Origin of the sequence: Mesorhizobium sp. M0152 (assembly GCF_040322415.1) — a bacterium.
Lineage (GTDB): Bacteria > Pseudomonadota > Alphaproteobacteria > Rhizobiales > Rhizobiaceae > Mesorhizobium.
On the sequence record NZ_JAMYTH010000016.1, the window covers coordinates 69,905 to 90,000 of the forward strand.

19 protein-coding genes are annotated in these 20,096 nt (G+C 63.8%); 4 read left to right on the forward strand and 15 right to left on the reverse strand.

Translation table 11 applies throughout. From position 1 onward, the window contains the following. Window positions 1-194 precede the first annotated feature (194 nt). From NKJ26_RS17580 to NKJ26_RS17590, 3 genes are all read left to right on the forward strand, one after another. The gene (locus NKJ26_RS17580; RefSeq protein ID WP_352603777.1) at window positions 195-1,157 is read left to right on the forward strand and encodes a sugar-binding protein; all 963 of its coding nucleotides are present in this window, start codon (window positions 195-197) and stop codon (window positions 1,155-1,157) included. 172 nt (window positions 1,158-1,329) lie between these two features. After that, complete coding sequence (locus NKJ26_RS17585; RefSeq protein ID WP_352603858.1) at window positions 1,330-2,868, forward strand: sugar ABC transporter ATP-binding protein; 1,539 nt, start codon at window positions 1,330-1,332, stop codon at window positions 2,866-2,868. Window positions 2,869-2,909: 41 nt separating this feature from the next. Beyond that, entirely contained in the window at window positions 2,910-3,905 is a 996-nt protein-coding gene (locus NKJ26_RS17590) for an ABC transporter permease (RefSeq protein ID WP_352603779.1), read from the forward strand. Window positions 3,906-4,000: 95 nt separating this feature from the next. On the opposite strand, the gene phnN is transcribed toward NKJ26_RS17590, so the two are convergent. The 9 genes from phnN to NKJ26_RS17635 form a co-directional block, all read right to left on the reverse strand. Further along, complete coding sequence (gene phnN / locus NKJ26_RS17595; RefSeq protein ID WP_352603781.1) at window positions 4,001-4,630, reverse strand: phosphonate metabolism protein/1,5-bisphosphokinase (PRPP-forming) PhnN; 630 nt, start codon at window positions 4,628-4,630, stop codon at window positions 4,001-4,003. Beyond that, window positions 4,627-5,778, reverse strand: coding sequence for an alpha-D-ribose 1-methylphosphonate 5-triphosphate diphosphatase (locus NKJ26_RS17600; RefSeq protein WP_352603783.1), 1,152 nt, complete (start codon window positions 5,776-5,778; stop codon window positions 4,627-4,629). Before NKJ26_RS17600 ends, phnN begins: the two co-directional genes overlap by 4 nt. Window positions 5,779-5,813: 35 nt before the next feature. Beyond that, window positions 5,814-6,521 carry a DUF1045 domain-containing protein gene (locus NKJ26_RS17605; protein WP_352603785.1) on the reverse strand — a complete coding sequence of 236 codons (708 nt, stop codon included), beginning with the start codon at window positions 6,519-6,521 and terminating at the stop codon, window positions 5,814-5,816. 152 nt (window positions 6,522-6,673) lie between these two features. Continuing rightward, the gene (gene iolB / locus NKJ26_RS17610) at window positions 6,674-7,486 is read right to left on the reverse strand and encodes a 5-deoxy-glucuronate isomerase (protein WP_352603787.1); all 813 of its coding nucleotides are present in this window, start codon (window positions 7,484-7,486) and stop codon (window positions 6,674-6,676) included. A gap of 367 nt (window positions 7,487-7,853) precedes the next feature. Then, window positions 7,854-8,066, reverse strand: a complete 213-nt coding sequence (locus NKJ26_RS17615; RefSeq protein WP_352603789.1) for a DUF3329 domain-containing protein — start codon at window positions 8,064-8,066, stop codon at window positions 7,854-7,856. 70 nt (window positions 8,067-8,136) lie between these two features. Next, the gene (iolE, locus tag NKJ26_RS17620) at window positions 8,137-9,054 is read right to left on the reverse strand and encodes a myo-inosose-2 dehydratase (protein ID WP_352603791.1); all 918 of its coding nucleotides are present in this window, start codon (window positions 9,052-9,054) and stop codon (window positions 8,137-8,139) included. Window positions 9,055-9,172: 118 nt separating this feature from the next. Then, a complete protein-coding gene (gene iolD, locus NKJ26_RS17625; protein WP_352603793.1) occupies window positions 9,173-11,023 on the reverse strand; it encodes a 3D-(3,5/4)-trihydroxycyclohexane-1,2-dione acylhydrolase (decyclizing) in 1,851 nt (616 codons plus the stop codon). 20 nt (window positions 11,024-11,043) lie between these two features. After that, on the reverse strand, window positions 11,044-12,978 hold the full coding sequence (locus tag NKJ26_RS17630; RefSeq protein ID WP_352696313.1) for a bifunctional 5-dehydro-2-deoxygluconokinase/5-dehydro-2-deoxyphosphogluconate aldolase: 1,935 nt from the start codon (window positions 12,976-12,978) through the stop codon (window positions 11,044-11,046). Window positions 12,979-13,187: 209 nt separating this feature from the next. Beyond that, window positions 13,188-14,033: a MurR/RpiR family transcriptional regulator gene (locus NKJ26_RS17635; RefSeq protein ID WP_352696314.1), complete on the reverse strand. Its 846-nt coding sequence runs from the start codon at window positions 14,031-14,033 to the stop codon at window positions 13,188-13,190. Window positions 14,034-14,188: 155 nt separating this feature from the next. Here NKJ26_RS17635 and NKJ26_RS17640 point away from each other — a divergent pair, with 155 nt between their 5' ends. Continuing rightward, the gene (locus tag NKJ26_RS17640) at window positions 14,189-15,298 is read left to right on the forward strand and encodes a Gfo/Idh/MocA family protein (protein WP_352696315.1); all 1,110 of its coding nucleotides are present in this window, start codon (window positions 14,189-14,191) and stop codon (window positions 15,296-15,298) included. Window positions 15,299-15,305: 7 nt separating this feature from the next. Here the strand turns inward: NKJ26_RS17640 and NKJ26_RS17645 are convergent, their stop codons facing one another. From NKJ26_RS17645 to iolG, 6 genes are all read right to left on the reverse strand, one after another. Continuing rightward, on the reverse strand, window positions 15,306-16,397 hold the full coding sequence (locus NKJ26_RS17645; protein WP_352696316.1) for a 3-deoxy-7-phosphoheptulonate synthase: 1,092 nt from the start codon (window positions 16,395-16,397) through the stop codon (window positions 15,306-15,308). A 208-nt stretch (window positions 16,398-16,605) separates the two neighbouring features. Then, window positions 16,606-17,250, reverse strand: coding sequence for a DUF6904 family protein (locus NKJ26_RS17650; protein WP_352696317.1), 645 nt, complete (start codon window positions 17,248-17,250; stop codon window positions 16,606-16,608). A gap of 54 nt (window positions 17,251-17,304) precedes the next feature. Continuing rightward, on the reverse strand, window positions 17,305-17,727 hold the full coding sequence (locus NKJ26_RS17655) for a type II toxin-antitoxin system VapC family toxin (RefSeq protein WP_352696318.1): 423 nt from the start codon (window positions 17,725-17,727) through the stop codon (window positions 17,305-17,307). After that, window positions 17,724-18,017, reverse strand: a complete 294-nt coding sequence (locus NKJ26_RS17660; RefSeq protein ID WP_502903121.1) for a type II toxin-antitoxin system prevent-host-death family antitoxin — start codon at window positions 18,015-18,017, stop codon at window positions 17,724-17,726. Before NKJ26_RS17660 ends, NKJ26_RS17655 begins: the two co-directional genes overlap by 4 nt. Before the next feature lie 64 nt (window positions 18,018-18,081). After that, entirely contained in the window at window positions 18,082-18,876 is a 795-nt protein-coding gene (locus NKJ26_RS17665) for an SDR family oxidoreductase (protein WP_352696319.1), read from the reverse strand. 168 nt (window positions 18,877-19,044) lie between these two features. Beyond that, the gene (iolG, locus tag NKJ26_RS17670; RefSeq protein ID WP_352696320.1) at window positions 19,045-20,037 is read right to left on the reverse strand and encodes an inositol 2-dehydrogenase; all 993 of its coding nucleotides are present in this window, start codon (window positions 20,035-20,037) and stop codon (window positions 19,045-19,047) included. Window positions 20,038-20,096: the final 59 nt, after the last annotated feature.

Sequence of the window (20,096 nt, forward strand, 5' to 3'; positions counted from 1 at the left end):
CATGTGATATGTCAGACAAATCGGACTATTTACGAATGAGGAATGAGTCTCTAAAGTCCACGATCGTGGCTGGGACGACGCCATTCTTTCGTTGCCGGGAAAGCCTTGAGGAGGAGGGCGTCCAAGCCGCAGACGGCAAATCGAGGTGAGCAAGACCGGCCAGTCGAACGACTGGCCAAAACGGGAGGTTGAACATGAAATCCATGATACGCAATGCATCCATGGCCGCCGCCGCGCTGGCAGTCGGCCTGACGGCGACGGCAATCGCGCGCGCCGACGACAAGCCGACGCTGGCCTTCGTCGTCAACGGCGCTTCCGATTTCTGGAAGGCCGCCGAAGCCGGCGTCAAGAAGGCGCAGGGCGAGCTGCCCGACTACACGCTTGAGCTGAAATATCCCGAGCAGTCCTCGGTCGCCATCCAGCAGCGGCTGATGGACGATCTGGTGACCGCCGGCGTCAAGGGCATCATGGTCTCGGCCGTCGATCCCAAGACCTCGACCGACGGACTGAACAAGATCGCCTCGCAAACGGCGCTGTTCACCACCGACAGCGACGCCCCGCAGACCAAGCGCGTCGCCTATATCGGCTCGTCCAACGTCGATGCCGGCAAGCAGGCCGCCGAGATCGCCAAGAAGGCGATGCCGGACGGCGGCAAGTGCCTCGGCTTCGTCGGCCTGCTCGGCGCCGACAATGCCAAGGAGCGCATCCAGGGCATGAAGGACGGCCTGGCCGGCACCAAGATCGAACTCGTCGACGTGCGCGGCGACGATATCGACCAGGCGCGCGCCAAGAAGAATGTCGAGGACGCGCTGGTCGCCAGCCCCGACGTCACCTGCATGGTCGGCTTCTACTCCTACAACACGCCGCGCATCTATGAAGCGCTGCGCGACGCCGGCAAGCTCGGCTCGATCACCGTCGTCGGCTTCGACGACGATCCGATCACGCTGGGCGGCGTCAAGGAAGGCACCATTGCCGCCACCGTCGTGCAGCAGCCCTTCGAATGGGCCTATCAGGGCATGAAGCTGATGGCCTCCTATCTCAAGGGCGACAAGTCGGGCATCCCGGACGGCAATCTGATCATCATCCCGACCAAGATCATCGGCAAGGACGACGTCGACGCCTACGCCGCCAATCTGAAGGCGATGGCTGGAAACTGATTGGCGTTGGTGCTGCCCCTCACCTTGCCTTCTCCCCGTTCTTCACGGGGGAAGGTGCCGGCAGGCGGATGAGGGGCAGCGCGACGCTGATATTGCCTCGCTTGTTGTTGACGGGCCCCTCAGGGCCCGTCAATCTGCCTAAAGGCCGGCCCGCCAATTGCTGTCAGGCATGATGAATTATTCCGACACATCCATCGCCGCGACCACCCCGTTCCTCGGCCTCGAGAACGTGCGCAAGACCTATCCGGGCGTCGTCGCGCTCGACGGCTTCTCCATGGAGGTCAGGCCGGGCGAGGTCATCGGCCTGGTCGGCGAAAACGGCGCCGGCAAATCGACCTTGATGAAGATCCTCGGCGGCGTCACCACGCCCGACACCGGCACGATCATCGTCGACGGTACCGCCCATGGCGGGCTGAGCGTCGAAGCCAGCCTTGGTTCGGGCATCGCCTTCGTCCACCAGGAACTCAACCTTTTCGAGAATCTCGACGTCGCCGCCAACATCTTCTTCGGCCGCGAGCCGCTGCGCGCCGGGCCGCTCAGGCTTGTCGACCGCGCCAGGCTGCGCGCCATGGTGGCGCCGCTGCTGAAGCGCGTCGGCGCCAATTTTTCCCCCGACACGCAGGTCGCCGACCTGTCGCTGGCGCAGCAACAAATGGTCGAGATCGCCAAGGCGCTGTCGATCAAGGCGCGGCTGGTCATCCTCGACGAGCCGACGTCGAGCCTGCCGCTCGCCGAAACCGAGAAGCTGCTCGACGTCATCAAGGCGCTGAAGGCGGACGGCATCAGCGTCATCTTCATCTCGCATCGCCTGCACGAGGTCGAGCGCGTCGCCGACCGCGTCATCGTCCTGCGCGACGGCATGCTTGCCGGCACCTTGCAGAAGCGCGACATCAACCACGACCAGATGGTCAAGCTGATGATCGGCCGCATGCTGAAGGAGCGCGAGAAGGCTTCCGAGGCCGCGCGTGCCCCCGGTGCCGTCGCTCTATCGGCCAAGGCCACCCGCACCCCCGCCTATCCCAGCCGTCCGGTCGACCTCGACGTCAGGCGCGGCGAAATCCTCGGCCTTGCCGGGCTCGTCGGCTCCGGCCGCACCGAACTGGCACGGGTGTTCTTCGGCATCGACGGCAGCCTTGGCGGCACGCTCGAACTCGACGGCAAGCCGCTTGTCCTCGGCTCGGCGGCCGATGCCGTGGCGCACGGCATTTTTCTCGTTCCGGAAGACCGCAAGCTGACCGGCATCCTGCTCGACCTGTCGATCGCCCAGAATATTTCGCTGCCCAATTTGCCGGCGCATTCGCGCCATCGGCTGGTGTCGGCCAGTGCCGAAACCACGACCGCCGAGAAGCAGAAGAGCAATCTCGGCATCAAGGCGCCTTCCGTGCAGACGCGCACGGGCACATTGTCGGGCGGCAACCAGCAGAAGGTCGTGCTCGGCAAATGGCTGGCCATGAACCCAAGGGTGATGATCCTCGACGAGCCGACGCGCGGCATCGACATCGGCGCCAAGGCGGAGATTTACGGGCTGATGCGGGCGCTGGCCGATGCCGGCGTCGCCGTGCTGATGATCTCCAGCGACATGGAAGAGGTGATCGGCGTGTCCGACCGCATCGCCGTCATGCATGAGGGCCAGATCTCGGGCATCCTCGACAAGGACCAGTTCAGCCAGGAAAACGTGCTGCTGCTGGCAGTGGGCAAGCAGCCGAAATAGCGTTTTGTTTTGCCGCTCAGGCAGACATTGGGGAGACGATGATGAGCAAGAAAGACCTCGGCCTGCTGATCCTGATCCTGGTGGTCGGGGCCGTCGTGGCGATCATCAATCCGCGCTTCCTGCTGCCGATCAATCTCGCCAACACCTCGAACCTGATCGGCCTGTTCGGCATCCTGTCGATCGGGCAGGCCTTCGTCATCATCACCGGCGGCATCGAACTTTCGGTCGGCTCGGTGGTGGCGCTGCTCGGAACGCTGTTCATCGACTTCATCGCCGTGCGCGAGATGGACTGGCCGCTGGCCTTCGTGCTGATCCTGCTGCTCGGCGCCATCATCGGCCTGGTGCATGGCTGGCTGATCACAAGGCTGAAGCTGCAGCCCTTCGTCGTGACGCTGTGCGGCCTCTTGATCTATCGCGGCGTCGCCCGCTTCTACACCGCCGACGGCACCGCCGGCTTCGGCTTCGGCCAGAATTTTCCCGACCTCGAATTCCTCACCGCCGGCCGCTCCTGGGGCGTGCCGAACAGCTTTTTCGCACTGATCGTCATCGCCATCGTCATGTGGGTGGTGCTGCACCGCTCGGTGTTCGGCCGCTATCTCTACGCCATCGGCAAGAACGAGGAGGCGGCGAAATATTCGGGCATCCGCACCGGTCGCGTCGTCATGGCAGCCTATGTCATCTGCGGCGTGCTGACGGCGCTGTCGGCGATCTATTTCGCCATGTACACGCGCTCGATCTCGCCGGCCAGCCACGGCCAGTTCTACGAACTCTACGCCATCGCCGCGGCCGTGCTCGGCGGCTTCTCGCTGCGCGGCGGCGAAGGCTCGCTGATCGGCGTCATCCTCGGCACCGTGCTGCTGCAGGAATTGCAGAACCTTGTCAATCTGCTCGGCATTCCCTCCTCCCTCAACTTCGCGGTGATGGGCGGCGTCATCCTCATCGGCGTGCTGATCGACCAGCAATGGGGCGTGTTCCGGGCCAGGCGGCGCATGGTCGATGCCGCCCGCAAGAACGTCGCCGGCGCCGCCGCGGAATAGCTGCTCTTACCCTCCCCCTTGTGGGGAGGGTCGGACCGCAGGTCCGGGGTGGGGGCTTTCCTTGCCCACCGCACACGAAAGGGCGAGGTGCCGACCTAGATCAAGCCCGACATGTCGGAAAAGGCCATCGCCTTGCGCAACACCTCGGCGAAGCGCTCGCCGGCCGCCTCGCGCGGGCCGCTATTGTCGATCGAGGTGACGCCGGGGCCGGACAGGGTGACACTGGCGTTGCGTGCCAGGCGCGCCAGCACTTCGCCGCGCGACTCGCGGCCGCGCATCGCCAGCCGTTCGGCCAATACCTGCGGCGAGGCGGTGATCTCGACGACGGCCAGATTGGCATAGCGTTCGCGCAAGATGGGGATGATCGCGCGCGACACGTTCGCCACCGCGACACGGCCATTGCCGACCGACCAGTCGACATCGGCCGGAATGCCGTAGCGCAAGCCATGCGCCTCCCAGGCGATGGCGAAGGCGCCGTCGGCCTCGGCGTCGACGAAGGCGGCGTCGGCCAGCGTGTCGTGATCCTCGCTGGCGGCATCGCTCGGACGCGTGATGACGCGGCGGACGAACTCCAGCCTTGTCTCTTCATTGAAGCGGGCGCGGGCGTAGCCGATCACCGTGTCCTTGCCGGCACCGCTTGGGCCGACAACGGCGACGAAGACGCCGTTGCGGATCGGAAACGTCTCGGCGGACAGTTCACGCTCGATCGAGGCCGACGCCATCATGCGACCCGAAGCCCCTGCCGCCAGACGGTGCGCACCACCGGAACATGGTCGTCGACGCGCACGCGCACCAGATCGGCGCGCCGGCCCGGCTCGATGACGCCGCGGTCGGTCAGGCCAACCGCCTCGGCCGGGTTTTTCGACACCATCGCGACCGCCTGCGGCAAGGAAATGCCTTCGACGACGTCGCCGAGGAAGAAAGCGGACTGGATCAGGCTGAAGGGGATGTAGTCGGACGACAATATGTCGAGCAGGCCGTCGCCGGCCAGCGTGCGGGCCGAGACATTGCCCGAATGCGAGGCGCCGCGCATGACGTTGGGCGCGCCCATCAGCACGCCGAGCCCGGCTGCTTTCGAGGCCCTGGCGGCTTCCTCTGTGGTCGGGAACTCGGCGACGCGCACGCCTTGCTCGATCGCTTCGTCGACATGGCCAGTGGTGGCGTCGTCATGGCTGGCCAGCACGATGCCGCGTTCCTGGCACGCGGCGGCGATCACCGCCCGGTTCGGTGCCGAATTGCGCGCCGATTCCTCCATCCGCTTGTCGCAGAACAGCTTGAAGTCGCGGTCGGTCAGCTTCAGCTTGCGTTGGTAGTAATAGGCATAGGTCTCAAGATCGACGAACTGGCGCTGGCCCGGCGCATGATCCATCAGCGATGCCAGCTTCACTCGCTCGTCGCCGTCGAAATGCGCGAAGGCGGCGAGGCAATCCGGCGCCGAAACCTCGCAGCGAAGATGGATGAAATGGTCGGCGCGCAATCGATCCTGCCGGACACTGTCCTCGATCGCGTCGGCCAGCTTGCGCATGTCGGCCGACGTCATGTCGGCGTCCTCGTCCATGCCGACGCGCAGCGCATCGAGCACGGTGGTGATGCCGGCGGTCGCCACCTGCGCGTCATGGGCAAGCACGGCGGCGATCGGGTTCCAGCGCACCTTCGGCCGCGGCGCGTAGTGGCCCTCGAGATGATCGGTGTGGAGTTCGACCAGTCCCGGAATGATATAGTCGCCGCCCATGTCCTCGCCGGTCCGGCCAATGCCGGCGCTTGGGCCGGCATCGATGCCGGCAATAAAGCCGTCGCGCAGCACCAGCGACCCCTCGACGATCTCGTCGGCAAGCACGATGCGGGCATTGTGGAGAACGGTCTCGGCGGTCATTTCAGGCAGTCCTTGGTTATTGGCGTAGACACCAGTCAGGCGGTTTTTCTGGCGGGCCGGCGCCCGAGTGCGTGATGGGAAAGCACCATGAACGGCGCGCCCGGTTCGGTTTCGACGAACAGCGTCAGCGCATCCACCAGCACCGGCTGTTGCAGCACCTCGGCGAACACGCTGTCGATTGCTAGGCGAAGACGAGGGCTTTCCTGTGGCCCCGCCCGGCCTGACAGCGTCATGTGGAAGCGAAAGGTGTCCATGACATAGGGATAGCCCCATTGGCACAGATTGCGGAACTCGGCCGGCTTCAGTGAATCCGGGCTGCGCCGCTCGATCTCGGCTTCGCTCAGCGGCGCGCGAAACCGGTCGAAATCGCGCACCACCTCGTCGGCGAAGCGGTTGAGCGGAGGCAGCGGTCCCTCCGGCACCAGTGCGAAGAAACCGTCGATCTGGCTGACCACGAGGCGGGGGATCGTCACTGTCGAAGTTGTCTCGGCAAAAGCATCGAGTGCCGTGCGCAACGAGGTCTCCGTCTCGTTGGCAGCCAGCTGGAAGGGCGCTTTCAACGTTGCGTGAAAGCCGTAGCGGCGAGCCGAAGCCGTGTGGAACGCCACTTCCGCCGCCGACAGGTCGCCCACCGCCTCAACCGGCCTTGTCGCCGCGCCGAACGGATCGCGGCCCAGCCAATTCGCGGCGGTCCGCGCCAGCTTCTCGTCCTGCCGGGGGGTGAAATAGATGGCGTAGCGCATCGAAGATCCTCGTCAGCCCGTTGCCATAGGTGATTTCCATGACGGATTGACGAAGCTTTGAAGGGTTTTCGAAGGCAAATCGACCCCGCGGGTCCTTAGCCGACGATTTTTCCCGATCTGGACCAACGGGTTCATCCTTAAACGCGCAACGGTCAGGCCTTCATCAGCCATTCGTGCTCGGGCGCGTTGTGGAATTTCCATGTCCGCTTCGGCCCGGCCATGACATTGAGATAGTAGAGGTCATAGCCGTGGCAGGCGGCGCAGGGGTGATAGCCCTTGGGCACCAGCACGACGTCGCCATCCTCGATCGCCATCGCTTCGTCCAGCGCGCGATGGCCATTCTTGTCGGCGTCGGTGTAGACGCGCTGGAAGGCAAAGCCCTGCGGCGGGTTGAGGCGGTGATAATAGGTCTCCTCGAGGTAGGATTCAGCAGGCAGATTGTCCTGGTCGTGCTTGTGCGGGGGATAACTCGACGTGTGGCCGCCGGGCGTGATGACCTCGACCACCAGCAAGGAATCGGCCGGCTTGCCTTCCGGCAAGATGTTGGTGACGTAGCGCGTGTTGGTGCCCTTGCCACGCACCTCCTGGCCGAGATCATCCGGTCCGATCACCCGCACCGGCAGCCCGCCGCCAAGGCCCGGCGCCGAGCAGACCGCGAGTTCCAACTCCGTATCGGCGCTCACGGACCACTCCGATCCCACGGGCACATAGACCGACCAGGGCTTGCCCTCGAAGGGCGACATGCGCTGCCCGAGCAGGCCGAGATCCTTGCCGCCGGCCTTGACCGTGCCCTTGCCGGTGACGAACACCAGGCAGATCTCGCGATCCCCTGTCTGGCCCGAAGCAGTTTCCCCAGGCCTCAGCCGGTGCAAATCGAAACCGACATAGGTCCAGCCGGCGCTTTTCGGCGTCACATGGGCGACGCGGCCATGACCCTTGTCGGCCTTGAGCAGCAGTTTCGACATTGGCAGCTCTCCTAAATTCCATGACACGGGATTGGCACCTACTGTTTCGATGGACTATCGCAGGCCTTGAAGATTTGGCCGGGTCCTCCCAAACTTCGTCATCCTAGGGCGAAGCAGGAGCGAAGCTCCGTCGCGAAGACCCTAGGATCCATGCCGTAGCCCCAATCGAAGTGAGCAGCGGAGCGAAATTCTGCACCGCAGCCGCTGTTTTTACGTCGCGGCATGGATCCTGGGGTCTGCGCCGCGTCGCTTCGCTCCTTGCTCCGCCCCAGGATGACGACGCGAGAGGCGTTTCGGCTAATTTCCAACGCACGCTATCAGTCATGCGCGCAGTGCCCGACCCGTAAGCCTTCTGGGCCATGGACGGTTATTCCTTCGGCTCGGTCGTGGTCTTGGCATCCTCGGCCGGCTTGTAGAGATAAAAAAACTGCCAGAGGCCATAGCCGGCGAAGCCGAGCGCGATGACGCCCCAGAACGGCGTGCCGGTGGCGAACTCGATGGCGGACCAGATGACGCAGACCGCGACGACGGCGACACGTCGCCACAGCGGGCGGAAGAAGGGGTGCTCGGAATCTTTCATCGGGCCAACCTACAGCAAGCCTGGCTCAGCGAGAACCACCACGAGCAGGTCCACACGTCAGGCCCACACGTCAGGCATTGGGAAACCCTTGCGTCTCCACCGTGTAGCCGGCCGCCGTCATCACCCGCATCAATTCCTTGTGGCCGACCTGCGCCATCTTGAGTGGCGGGTTCTTCTTCGGGTCCTGCTCGGCTTCGACCACGAACCAACCTTCATAGCCATGATCGGCGAACCGCTGCACGATGGCGCCGAAATCCAGCGAGCCATCGCCCGGCACGGTGAAGGCGCCAAGCGCCACCGCGTCGAGGAAGGACTGCTTCGTCCGGTCGAGCCTGTCGATCACGTCCATGCGCACATCCTTCACATGCACATGGCTGATGCGCTCATGATGCTTGTCGATGGCGCGCAGCACGTCGCCACCGGCAAAGGCCAGATGTCCGGCATCGAGCAGCAACGGAATGCCGGCGCCGGAATAGCGCATGAATTGATCGAGTTCCGGTTCGGTCTCGACCACGGCCGCCATGTGATGGTGGTAGGAAAGCGGCATTCCCTGTTCGGCGCACCATTCGCCGAATTCGGTGAGGCGCGTCGCATAGGCCTTCATCTCGTCGTCCGAAAGCTTCGGCTTGGTGGCGAGCGGCTTGGAGCGGTCACCCTGGATGGAGCGGCCGACCTCGCCATAAACGATGCAGGGCGCGTTGACCGCCTTGAACAGGTCGATCATCGGCTGGATGCGGTCCTTGTTCTTGCCCATCTCCTCGTCGACGAGCGTGCCCGAGAACCAGCCGCCGCACAGCGTCACGTCGGCTGCCTTCAGGATCGGCAGCATGACATCGGGATCATTTGGAAAACGCCGGCCCATTTCCATGCCGGTGAAACCGGCCGAACGCGACTGGCGCAAACATTCCTCCAACGACACGTCGTCGCTGAGCTCCGCAAGATCGTCGTTCCACCATGCGATGGGGGACATGCCCAGTTTGGCTTTCAAGTCGTCACTCCGGTTTGGAACACTTTATTTTCATTCGTCGGCGCCGCCCCTCATCCGCCTGCCGGCACCTTCTCCCCGTATAGAGACGGGGAGAAGGGAGGAGCTTCGGCGCCGACATTCAATCGCCGATGGTCTGCATCTGCCGCTTTTCGTCATAGGCCTTGCGTGCCGCATTGACCTGAGGCCTTGCCGAGACTTCCGGCACCGCTACATCCCACCAATGGCCGCCGGCGTCGGTGGAGACCAGCGGATCGGTGTCGATGACCAGCACGATGGTGCGATCGTTTGTCTTTGCCTTTGCCAGCGCGTTTTCCAGCCCGGCGATCGACGACACCTTCTCGGCGATCGCCCCCAGGCTCGCCGCATGCGCGGCAAAGTCGATATCGGGCAGGACCTCGTGGCGGGCATCCTTCAGCAGATTGTTGAAGTTGGCGCCGCCGGTCGCCATCTGCAACCGGTTGATGCAGCCATAGCCGCGGTTGTCGAGCAGCACGATGGTCAGCTTCAAACCAAGCATCACCGAGGTGGCGATCTCGGAATTCAGCATCAGGTAGGAGCCGTCGCCGATCATGACGACGACCTCCTCGTTCGGCTTCGCCATCTTGGCGCCGAGCCCGCCGGCAATCTCGTAGCCCATGGTCGAGAAGCCGTATTCGGCGTGGTAGGAGCCGGGCGCGCCGGCTTGCCAAAGCTTGTGCAGTTCACCGGGCAGGCCGCCGGCGGCATGCAGCAGCGTTACGCCTGAGCCCATGGCGCGCTGCACGGCGCCGATCACCTGCGCGTCGGACGGATAGGCGGCATTGGTCGACGCCGTCACCTTGGCCGCATCCGCCTGCCAGAGCTTCTTGCCGGCCGCCGCATTGTCGGTCCAGGCGAGCGGCGCCGTCCAGCCCTTCAGCGCCGCTCCGAGTTCGGCGAGGCCCTCGGCCGCATCGGCAACCAGCGGCAACGCCCGGTGCTTGCCGGCGTCGAAGGGTTGCACATTCAGTCCGATGATGGTCTTGCCGGAATTCTTGAACAGCGCCCAGGAGCCGGTGGTGAAATCCTGCAACCGCGTGCCGACGGCCAGCACGACATCGGCTTCCTCGGCCAGCCGGTTGGCGGCGGACGTGCCGGTGACGCCGACCGCCGCCATGTTGAGCGCATGGCCATCCGGCAGCGAGGATTTGCCGCCTTGGGTTTCGCAGACCGGAATGCCGGCGCTTTCCACGAATTTCGCCAGCTCGTCCGAAGCCTGCGAATAGAGCACGCCGCCGCCGGCAATGATCAAGGGCTTCTTCGCGCCCTTGAGCGCCGCGACCGCCGCTGCAAGCTCATGGCGGTCCGGGCGTGGCCGGCGCTGGTGCCAGACCCGTTCGGCGAAGAAGCTCTCGGGATAGTCATAGGCCTCGGCCTGGACGTCCTGGCACAGCGACAGCGTCACCGGGCCGCATTCGGCCGGATCGGTCAGCACGGCCATGGCGCGGTTGAGCGCTGGGATGATCTGCTCCGGCCGCGTGATGCGGTCGAAATAGCGCGATACCGGACGGAAGCAGTCGTTCACCGTCGCCGTGCCGTCGGAAAAATCCTCGGCCTGCTGGAGAACCGGATCGGGAATCCGGTTGGCAAAGACATCGCCGGGGAGAAACAGGACAGGCAACCTGTTTACATGGGCAAGTGCCGCCGCCGTCACCATGTTGAGCGCGCCGGGACCGATCGAGGAGGTCGCCGCCATGAAGCGGCGGCGAAAATTGGCCTTGGCATAGGCGATCGCCGCATGTGCCATCGCCTGTTCGTTGTGGGCGCGGAAGGTCGGCAATTCCTCGCGCACCTGATAGAGCGCTTCGCCTATGCCGGCGACATTGCCGTGGCCGAAAATCGCCCAGACGCCACCGAAGACCGGGATCTTCTTGCCGTCGATCTCGGTCATCTGCCTGCTGAGAAAGCGGGTCAGCGCCTGCGCCATCGTCAGGCGGATTGTCTTGCTCATGGTATTGTCCTCCGCAGTCCTTATGCCGCCTTGCGGCCGCGCGCGGCAAGCCACGCTTCAGTCAGTAGTTCGAAGCGCGAGGCCATGTCGGCGATCGCTTCCTCGTCCGACATCCTGCCGGCCAGCCACTGTTCGGCCGCGTACACGAAGATAGTGCGGCCGACGGCAAAACCCTTGACGATCGGCGCCTTGGCCGTGGCCGCGAAGGCTGCCTCCAACTCGTCCTGCGGCGCTTCGAGACCGAGCAGCACCACGCCTCGGCACCAGGGATCGTGCTTCAGGATCACCGCTTCGATCTTGGCCCAGGCGCCGCTCGATGCCTGTGGCTCGAGCTTCCACCAGTCCGGCTTGATGCCGAGCGCATAAAGCTCCTCCAGCGCGCGCGGGATGGTCGTGTCGTCGAGCCTGCCATGCTTGCCGGCGATGATCTCGATGAGCAGTTCCCGGCCCACTTTCCGCGCGGCTTCGAACAGCGCGCGCAGCTTCTGCTGCTGCTCTTCCTTGAGCGCCGCCGGATCGTCGGGATGATAGAAGCACAGGCATTTGATGCAGTGGTCGACCGGCCATTCCGCCAGCTGCGAGCCGATGTCCTGCGAGAACTCGAAACGCAGCGGGCGGGAGCCCGGCAACTCCACCGGGCGTCCGAGCCAGGCGAACGGGTGGCGGGCGAACTCGAACATCGCCTTGCGACCATACTTCTCATCGATCAGCATGCCATAGCCGTCGCGGCCGGCGGCAACCTTCGCCGCTGCCTTGACGGCCAGCACCTTGAATTCTTCGATACGCGCCGGATCGGCACCGGCCTTCGCCGCCACATCCTCCAGCTGGATGCGGTGGTCGCAGGCGAGCGCCATCAGCGAGGGGATGTCACGCCGGCGCGTCGTCGCCCAATGGATGTGGTTGATCGCCTCGTCCTTGCGCAGCGCCAGATGCCTGCTGCCGTTCTTCAAAAAGAACTGCAATTCTTCGAAAGTCGGATATTCCGGCGCGCAGAGCAGCCGCGACACGGCGAAGGCGCCGCAGGCGTTGGCCCAGGTCGCCGCCGTCGCGAAGCTTTCGCCGCCGAGCCAGCCGCGCAGGAAGCCGGACATGAAGGCATCGCCGGCGCCCAGCACATTGTAGATTTCGATCGGGAACCCCTTGCCGACGACGCCGTCCTCGAGATCGTCGCTGATCGGTCCGTCATAGACGATGCAGCCCATGGCGCCGCGCTTCAAGACAATGGTGGCCGAGGACAGCGAGCGGATCGTTTTTAAGGCGCTCAGGCAGTCATCGGCGCCCGACGCGATCATGATCTCTTCCTCGGTGCCGACGATCAGGTCGCAGTCGGGCAGCACGGTCTTCAACTGAGACGAGACCCGGTCCGACTTGACATAGCGCTCGAAGCCTTCGGCATGGCCGGCGAGGCCCCAGAGGTTGGGCCGGTAATCGATGTCGAACACCACCTTACCACCCTTGGCCTTCATGATGCGGATCGCCTTGCGCTGGGCGGCATCGCTGTTGGGCCGGGAAAAATGCGTGCCGGTGACGACGATGGCCCGCGCCGAGGCGATGAAGGCTTCATCGATGTCTTCCGGCGCCAGCGCCATGTCGGCGCAATCGCTGCGGTAGAAGATCATCGGCGAGACGCCTTCATCCTCGACCGAAAGCAGCACCAGCGCCGTCAGCCGCTCCTTGTCGGTCTTCAGCCCGTCGACGTTGACGCCTTCACGCTTTAGCTGTTCGCGGATGAAGCGGCCCATCTGCTCGTCGCCGACGCGGGTGAGCAATGCCGAACGCAGGCCGAGCCTGGCTGTACCGACGGAAATATTGGCCGGGCAGCCGCCGACCGACTTGGCGAACGAGGTGATGTCCTCGAGCCGCGAGCCGATCTGCTGGCCATAAAGGTCGACGGAAGCACGGCCAATGGTGATGACGTCGAGCGGCGCCTGTTTCGCGTCCACGGCTTCGCTCATTGGAACCTCCCATCGGCCTTGTTGTCATGAACAACGTTATTTGGGTAACACGCGCGAGCGGCAGCGTGGTGCCAGCAATATGAAATAATAATTCCAAACCATAGTCAATATGGAATGAGCGTTCCTTCGTCCGAAATCGCCTTGCATGGTTCGGAAGCGGCTGCCGTTTTTCGGAAACGATCTTGGTCAAAGAACAGCGAAAGCCGTGATCAGGCCTTGCGCTTGCGGCCAGCACTGCGCCGCTTCTCGCCAACGCCGACGGTCAGCGCCATGGCCAACGCCATCGTGGCCGACAGTGAGCGGAAGCCGGCGAAATCCGCCTCAGTGACCTCGAACCAGACCTTGGCGAACTGGGCGAGCGGCGAAAATGAGCTGTCGGTGATGGCAATGATCGGCACGCCCTGTTCCGAAATGGTGCGCGCTTCCTCGATGGTGGCCGGAGCGTAGGGCGAGAAGCTGATGGCGATGACGGCATCCGCCGGCGTGGCGAAGCCGACCATCTCGGCGTTCAGGCCGGCGGCCGATTCGATCAGCTGGTTGCGGATCTTCAGCTTGCCCAGCGCATAGGCGATGTAACTCGCCACCGGATAGGAACGCCGCTTGGCCAGCACATAGATGGTCTCGGCCTTTGCCAGTAGGGAGATCGCATCCTCCAGATGCGCCTCGTCCAGCGTGCGCGAAATGTCATTGAGCGAGGTGCTGGCGGCGGCGACGAAGCCGTCGAAGATCGCGCGGTGGCCGGCGCCGCCCTCAGCCTTGGCGCGCAGCGCCTGCAACCGCTCGTCATAGGACGAGTTGCGCTCGCGCAGCCGTTCGCGGAACACCTGCTGCAGGCTGGTGAACCCGTCGAAGCCGAGCTGCTGGGCAAAGCGGATCAAGGTCGAAGGCTGCACGCCGGCCGAGGCGGCTATGCTGGCGGCGGTGCCGAAGGCGATGTCGTCGGGGTTGTCGAGCGCATAGGCGGCGATCTGGGCGATGCGTTTCGGCAGGCTTTCGCGCCGATCCAGGATCGTTGCGCGCAGTGTCTCGAAGTCGCGTGGTATCCGTTCGTCCATAGTCGCCCGTCCAAGCTCACCCGTGAAGCTTCCTCTCTGCCTCATCATAGCGAGCCTGCGCAAGAACGCCATTAAAAATGAGGCAGACATTCCATTCCTGAAGAAAATGGACTAATTCATCCATCAGGCGCTTGAGGCAGTGGAGGAACGCAAGCATGGTCGGCGTAGGTCTTATCGGCACGGGTTTCATGGGCAAATGTCACGCCATCGCCTGGAGTGCCGTCGGCGCTGTCTTTCCCGATGCCGGCAGGCCGCGGCTTGTCCATCTCGGGGAGGTCAACGAGGAACTCGCCAGGCGCAAGGCAGGCGAGTTCGGCTTCGCCAGAGGGTCCGGCGATTGGCGCGCCGTCGTCGATGATCCGGAGGTGGATGTCGTCTCGCTGACCACGCCCAACCAGTTCCATCCGGAAATGGCCATCGCCATTCTCGAGGCGGGCAAGCATCTGTGGTGCGAAAAGCCGATGGCACCGAGTTTTGCCGAAGCCGAGGCCATGGCGGCCGCCGCGAAGACGTCGGGCAAGATCGCCGCACTGGGTTACAATTACATCCAGAGCCCGGCCATCCGTCACATCGGCGCGCTGCTCGATGAGAAGATCATCGGCGAAGTCAACCATCTGCGCATCGAGATGGACGAGGACTTCATGGCCGATCCGGAGACGCTGTTCTTCTGGAAGCACGAAGCGAGTTCCGGCTACGGCGCGCTCGACGATTTCGCCGTGCATCCGCTGTCGCTGGTGTCAGCCTTGTTCGGCCGCGTCGCCAGCGTCATCTGCGACATGGCCAAGCCCTATGCCGACCGCAAGCTGGCCGCCGGCGGCCGCCGTGCGGTCGAGACCTACGATATTGCCAGCGTGCTGATGCATCTCGAAAACGGCATTGCCGGCACGCTGCTGGTCAACCGCTCGGCCTGGGGCCGCAAGGGCCGCATCGCCATCCAGATTTTTGGCTCGAAAGGGTCGATCCTGTTCGACCAGGAGCGGATGAACGAATTCCAGCTCTACCTCACCGCCGATCGGCCGACCGAACAGGGCTATCGCACCGTTCTGGTCGCGCCGCACCACAAACCCTATGATCTCTTCGTACCCGCGCCCGGCCACAGCCTCGGCTTCAACGACCTCAAGATCATCGAATGCCATGAACTGTTGAAGCGGCTTGCCGGCAAGCCGGCGCGGCTCATCGAGTTTGCCGAAGGCCTGGAGATCGAGCGCACAGTGCACGCAATGGCCCGCTCCTTCGAGGAGAAGCGCTGGGTGGAGGTGAGGTAGAGCCTCGTCAAGCAGCTCCCTGCCGGTTCTCGACCATGGCACGGCGTGCCGACCGGCGCCATTCGACGGCGCCGGCAAAGCCATGCAGCACCGTTTCGGTGGTCGCCCAGTCGATGCAGCCGTCGGTGATGCTCTGGCCGTAGACCAGCGGCTTGCCCGGTACGACATCCTGCCGGCCGGCGACGAGATTGCTCTCGATCATGATGCCGATGATGCGCTCGTCGCCCGCCGCGACTTGGCCGGCGACATCGGCCGCCACCTTGGGCTGGTTCTCGGGCTTCTTGCTCGAGTTGGCGTGGCTGACATCGATCATCAGCCTGGGCGCGACGCCGATGCGGGCGAGTTCCGCCGATGCGGCCTCGACGCTCGCCGCGTCGTAATTGGGTTGAACGCCGCCGCGCAGGATGACGTGGCAGTCCTCATTGCCGGTGGTCGTGGCGATGCCGCTGCGTCCGCCCTTGGTCACGGCCATGAAATGATGCGGTTGAGCAGCCGATTTCACCGCCTCGGCGGCGATCCGCAGATTGCCGTCGGTGCCGTTCTTGAAGCCGACCGGGCAGGACAGGCCCGATGCCAGTTCCCGGTGGATCTGGCTCTCGGTCGTACGCGCGCCGATCGCGCCCCAGGCGACGAGGTCGGCAATGTATTGCGGCGTGGTCATGTCGAGGAACTCGGTTGCCGCCGGCAGGCCGAGATTGTTGACGGCCGACAGCACGTTGCGCGCCATCCGCAGCCCCTTGTCGATGTTGAAGCTGCCGTCGAGGTCGGGATCGTTGATCAGGCCCTTCCAGCCGACCGTCGTGCGCGGCTTCTCGAAATAGACCCGCATGACGATCTCCAGCCGGTCGGACAGGGCCTCGCGCAGCGCCGCTAGCCGGCTGGCATAGTCAACGGCCGCGACCGGGTCGTGGATCGAACACGGGCCGACGACGACGACCAACCGGTCGTCGGTGCCGTTCAGGATGGCGTGGATCGCGTTGCGCGAAGCGGTAACGGTGCGCGTCGCCGTCAGCGTGCGCGGAATCTCCCGCATCACCTGGTCCGGCGTGCTCAGTTCTCGAATTTCCTTGACCCGAAGATCGTCAGTGGTGGTCAACACGGCTTTCTGCTCCTGTTGGGAGACCTGCCGGCTGAAACAAAAAAGCCGCCAGGTCTGGCGGCTGTTCGGATTTCGTTGCTGCAATCTTCAGATCGAGCGCAATCCTCCCGCCGCCAGCGAGCTGCTAAAGTACCAATACGTGGCGGTCAGGTTGATCATGCGGCTCATATAGTCGAAGCGCAGGCGTTTGTCACGTGCTTGATTAGGCCTACCAGCGCGGATCAGGCCATTCGACGTTATCCCACTCCAGAAGGTCTCCAGGTGACAGAAGATTCTTCTCACCACGTTGAAGGCGGTATGTGTAGAGGGTTTCGTACATGGGGTCGAAACTGGATAGTAGGTCTAAAAAATGCCGCCTTCGCTCGGATTTTGACCATGAGCAGAAAATCGCGGTACGGCTCCAGAGACTATCGAAAACGTTTCGGTATGCTGGATCCAGTCGCTGCCAATGCGCGACTGCTTCAGCGCCAAACGCTGCGAAATCCTCCTTGAGAGCTTCCTCGATTATGGCTTCCAGAGCATAGGCAATGGCCTGGGTTTTTGCGGTGTGTTCGAGATACGCCAGCGATACCCTCAGCATCCTTTGCTGAAGAAGAATAACGGGCCACAGCGCCTGGACACCATAGCGGATGCCCATTTCCTCATGATCCGAGGGCGGCTGTAGAATCTCGCGTCGGCGTTCGTAGGCCTTCCGGACATCGTAGGCTAAATTTAGGAACAGGCCTTCCCTGTCCTTAATGAGCGGCGATCGCTCATTAACCTCATGCACAACCGTGTGGAGCCATCGGAGAGATGTATAGTCGCCAACCAGAAGAATGCCGGCGTGATTTTTCAGTAAGCGATATGAGAGCAAACGCATCCTCCTGTCTCAGGCGACTTTCCGGCACGACGTGCAGCGACGAGCTGCTCATGCAGTCCAGGGATCGAGGAGTTCAAGTCCAAAGCCGTCGAAATCCTTCGTGTTACGCGTTGCCAAGGTGAGCTCCTGCGCAATCGCCGTGGCTGCGATCAGGCCGTCCATCGACGACAGCGCGCGACCGCGGCGCTTCGCAAGGCCCATCAGGTCGCCCCAGGCCAATGCAACCGGTTCGTCCACCGGAATAACTCTCTGCTCGAAGCGCTGCGGCAGGTCCCGAGCGAGCCATTCGGCGAGTGCCTCGCGTTTGCGGCCCTCATCCATGAGGGCGACGCCGCGCCGGATCTCGGCGATCGACACGACGCTGATGAAGGAGCGGTCCTCATCAAGCCCGTCCAGCCAGTCCAGAACGCGTGCGTCCGGTGCCGGCCTCGTCACCTCGGACAGGACATTCGTATCGAGCAGCAGTCTCACAACCGCAGATCACGCGGTTGGTCGCGCTGACGCTCAAGGTCGAGATCGGCGCCACGCAGCGGCGACTCCAGCAGGAACTCCGCGAGCGTGCCCTTGCGCGCGGTCTTGCGCTGCCATTCCTCGGCCGACACGACAACCACGCTTGGCTTGCCGTTCCTGGTGATCGTCTGCGGTGACGCCTGTGCGCGCTCGATGACCTCCGAGAGCCGGGCTTTTGCCCCAGCGACCGTCCAGTTCGTACCTTCTTTGGGCGCGGATCGCATTTCCACCTCGATGACCACTCTGACCATCTTGACCATATAGGGATGGCAGTGCGGCGGCAACAGGGGAAGAAAGGGAGGCCACTCGCCGATCCTATTCCGGCGACGACCCTGCGATGCTCTGGTCGTAGTCGACCAGCGATCCCGTCATGACGCCAGACTGTGGGCTGACCATATAGCTGATCAACCGCGCGAGCTGATCCGGCTTCACCAATTGACCCATCGGTTGCGCCGCCTCGGCCTTTGCCAGCCAGTCGTCCGGCGCGTCGTGCCATTTCTTCTGCACGATCGCCTCGCCCTCTGTGTCCATCCAGCCGGGCAGCACGGCGTTGCAGCGGATGCGGTTGGAACGATAGGCGTTGGCGACATTCTTGGTCAGAGTCGCCAGCGCGCCTTTGCTCGACGAGTAGGGCGCCAGGAACGACTGGCCGCAATGCGCCGACATCGACAGCACGTTGACGATCGAGCCCGGTGCTTTTTTCTCGAGCAGATGCGCCACCACGCCCTGCATCAGGAAGAAGGGGCCACGCACATTGGTCTGGAAAATTTGGTCGAACAGCTCCTCGGAGGTTTCGACCAGCGAACCGCGCGCCGACGTGGCGGCGGCGTTGACCAGCGCGTTGATGGTGCCGAAATGGGCGAGCGCGGTGGCGACGGCGCGCTTGCAGTCGGCCACCTTGGAAACGTCGGCGCTGATGAAGATCGCATCGACGCCCGATTTCTTGAAATGGGCGACGGCCTTGTCGCCCTTTTCCTGTGAGCGGCCGATCAGCGCCAGCGCCTGGCAGCCCTCGTCGGCCAGCGCCTCGGCGACGGCAAAGCCGATGCCTTGCGCGCCGCCGGTGACGATGGCGCGTGTTTGTGAATTGCGATCGCCGGATGTGCTCATCGCCCTGCTCCTGTGTTAGAGACCAAATAGCCCAAGGTGTGTTCAGATTCGGGTCGGGCCGAGTCGAAAATGGTGGTTCCGAGAACCGGAGCGGAGCGCACGTTTGGGTACGTGAGCACCGGAAGCGCAGGAAGCCGCCATTTGCAGGCCGGCCGAATATCAACATACCTAGTCGAGACGGACGGTCTTGCCTGTGGTCGCCGACTTCAGCGCCGCATCGGCCAGCTTCAGCGCCACGAGGCCATCGGCACCGCTTGGCGCCGCCTTTTTCCCGGACGTCGCCGCCGCGATGAAGGAGGCGATCTCGATGGCATAGGCGTCGAGATAGCGGGTCATGAAGAAATCGTGCAGCGGCGGGCGGGTATAACCCTTCTCGTTGGCCAGCTCGATCGACACCGGCCGCTGGTTCTCGGCCGCGATCATGCCCTTCGAGCCGTGCACCTCGATACGCTGGTCGTAGCCATAGGTGGCGCGGCGCGAATTGGAGATGACGGCCTGCTTGCCCGAAGCGGTTTCGAGGATGACACTGACCGAGTCGAAATCGCCGGCCTCGCCAATTTCTTTGTCGACCAGCACCGAGGCATGCGCACTGACCGCCACCGGCTCCTCGCCGAGCAGGAAGCGCGCCATGTCGAAATCATGGATGGTCATATCGCGAAAAATGCCGCCGGAGCGCTTGATATAGTCGATCGGCGGCGCGCCCGGATCGCGCGAGGTGATGGTCACCATCTCGACGGTGCCGATGGCGCCGTCGTCTATCGCCTTGCGCACGGCGGCGAAATGCGGATCGAAGCGCCTGTTGAAGCCGACCATCAGCGTCGCCTTGGCCTTGTCGACCACGGCCAGGCATTTTTCGACGCGTTTGGCGTCGAGGTCGATCGGCTTCTCGCAGAAGATCGCCTTGCCGGCCCTGGCGAAGCGCTCGATCAGATCGGCATGGGTGTCGGTCGGCGTGCAGATGACGACGGCGTCGATATCCGCGGATTTTTCGATGGCCTCGATCGTGCGCACCTCCGCGTCATAGGCCGTCGCCAGCTCGGTCGCCGCCTTCTCGAAAGCGTCGGCAATGGCGACCAGTCTGGCCTGCGGATTGGAGCCGACGGCGCGGGCGTGGACCTTGCCGATGCGGCCGGCACCAAGGAGGGCGAAGCGGAGAGTCATGGAAATTTCCTCTGGGGATGGTTCGAAGCTGGCGGGGCGCCGGTCATGCGCGCGGGTGA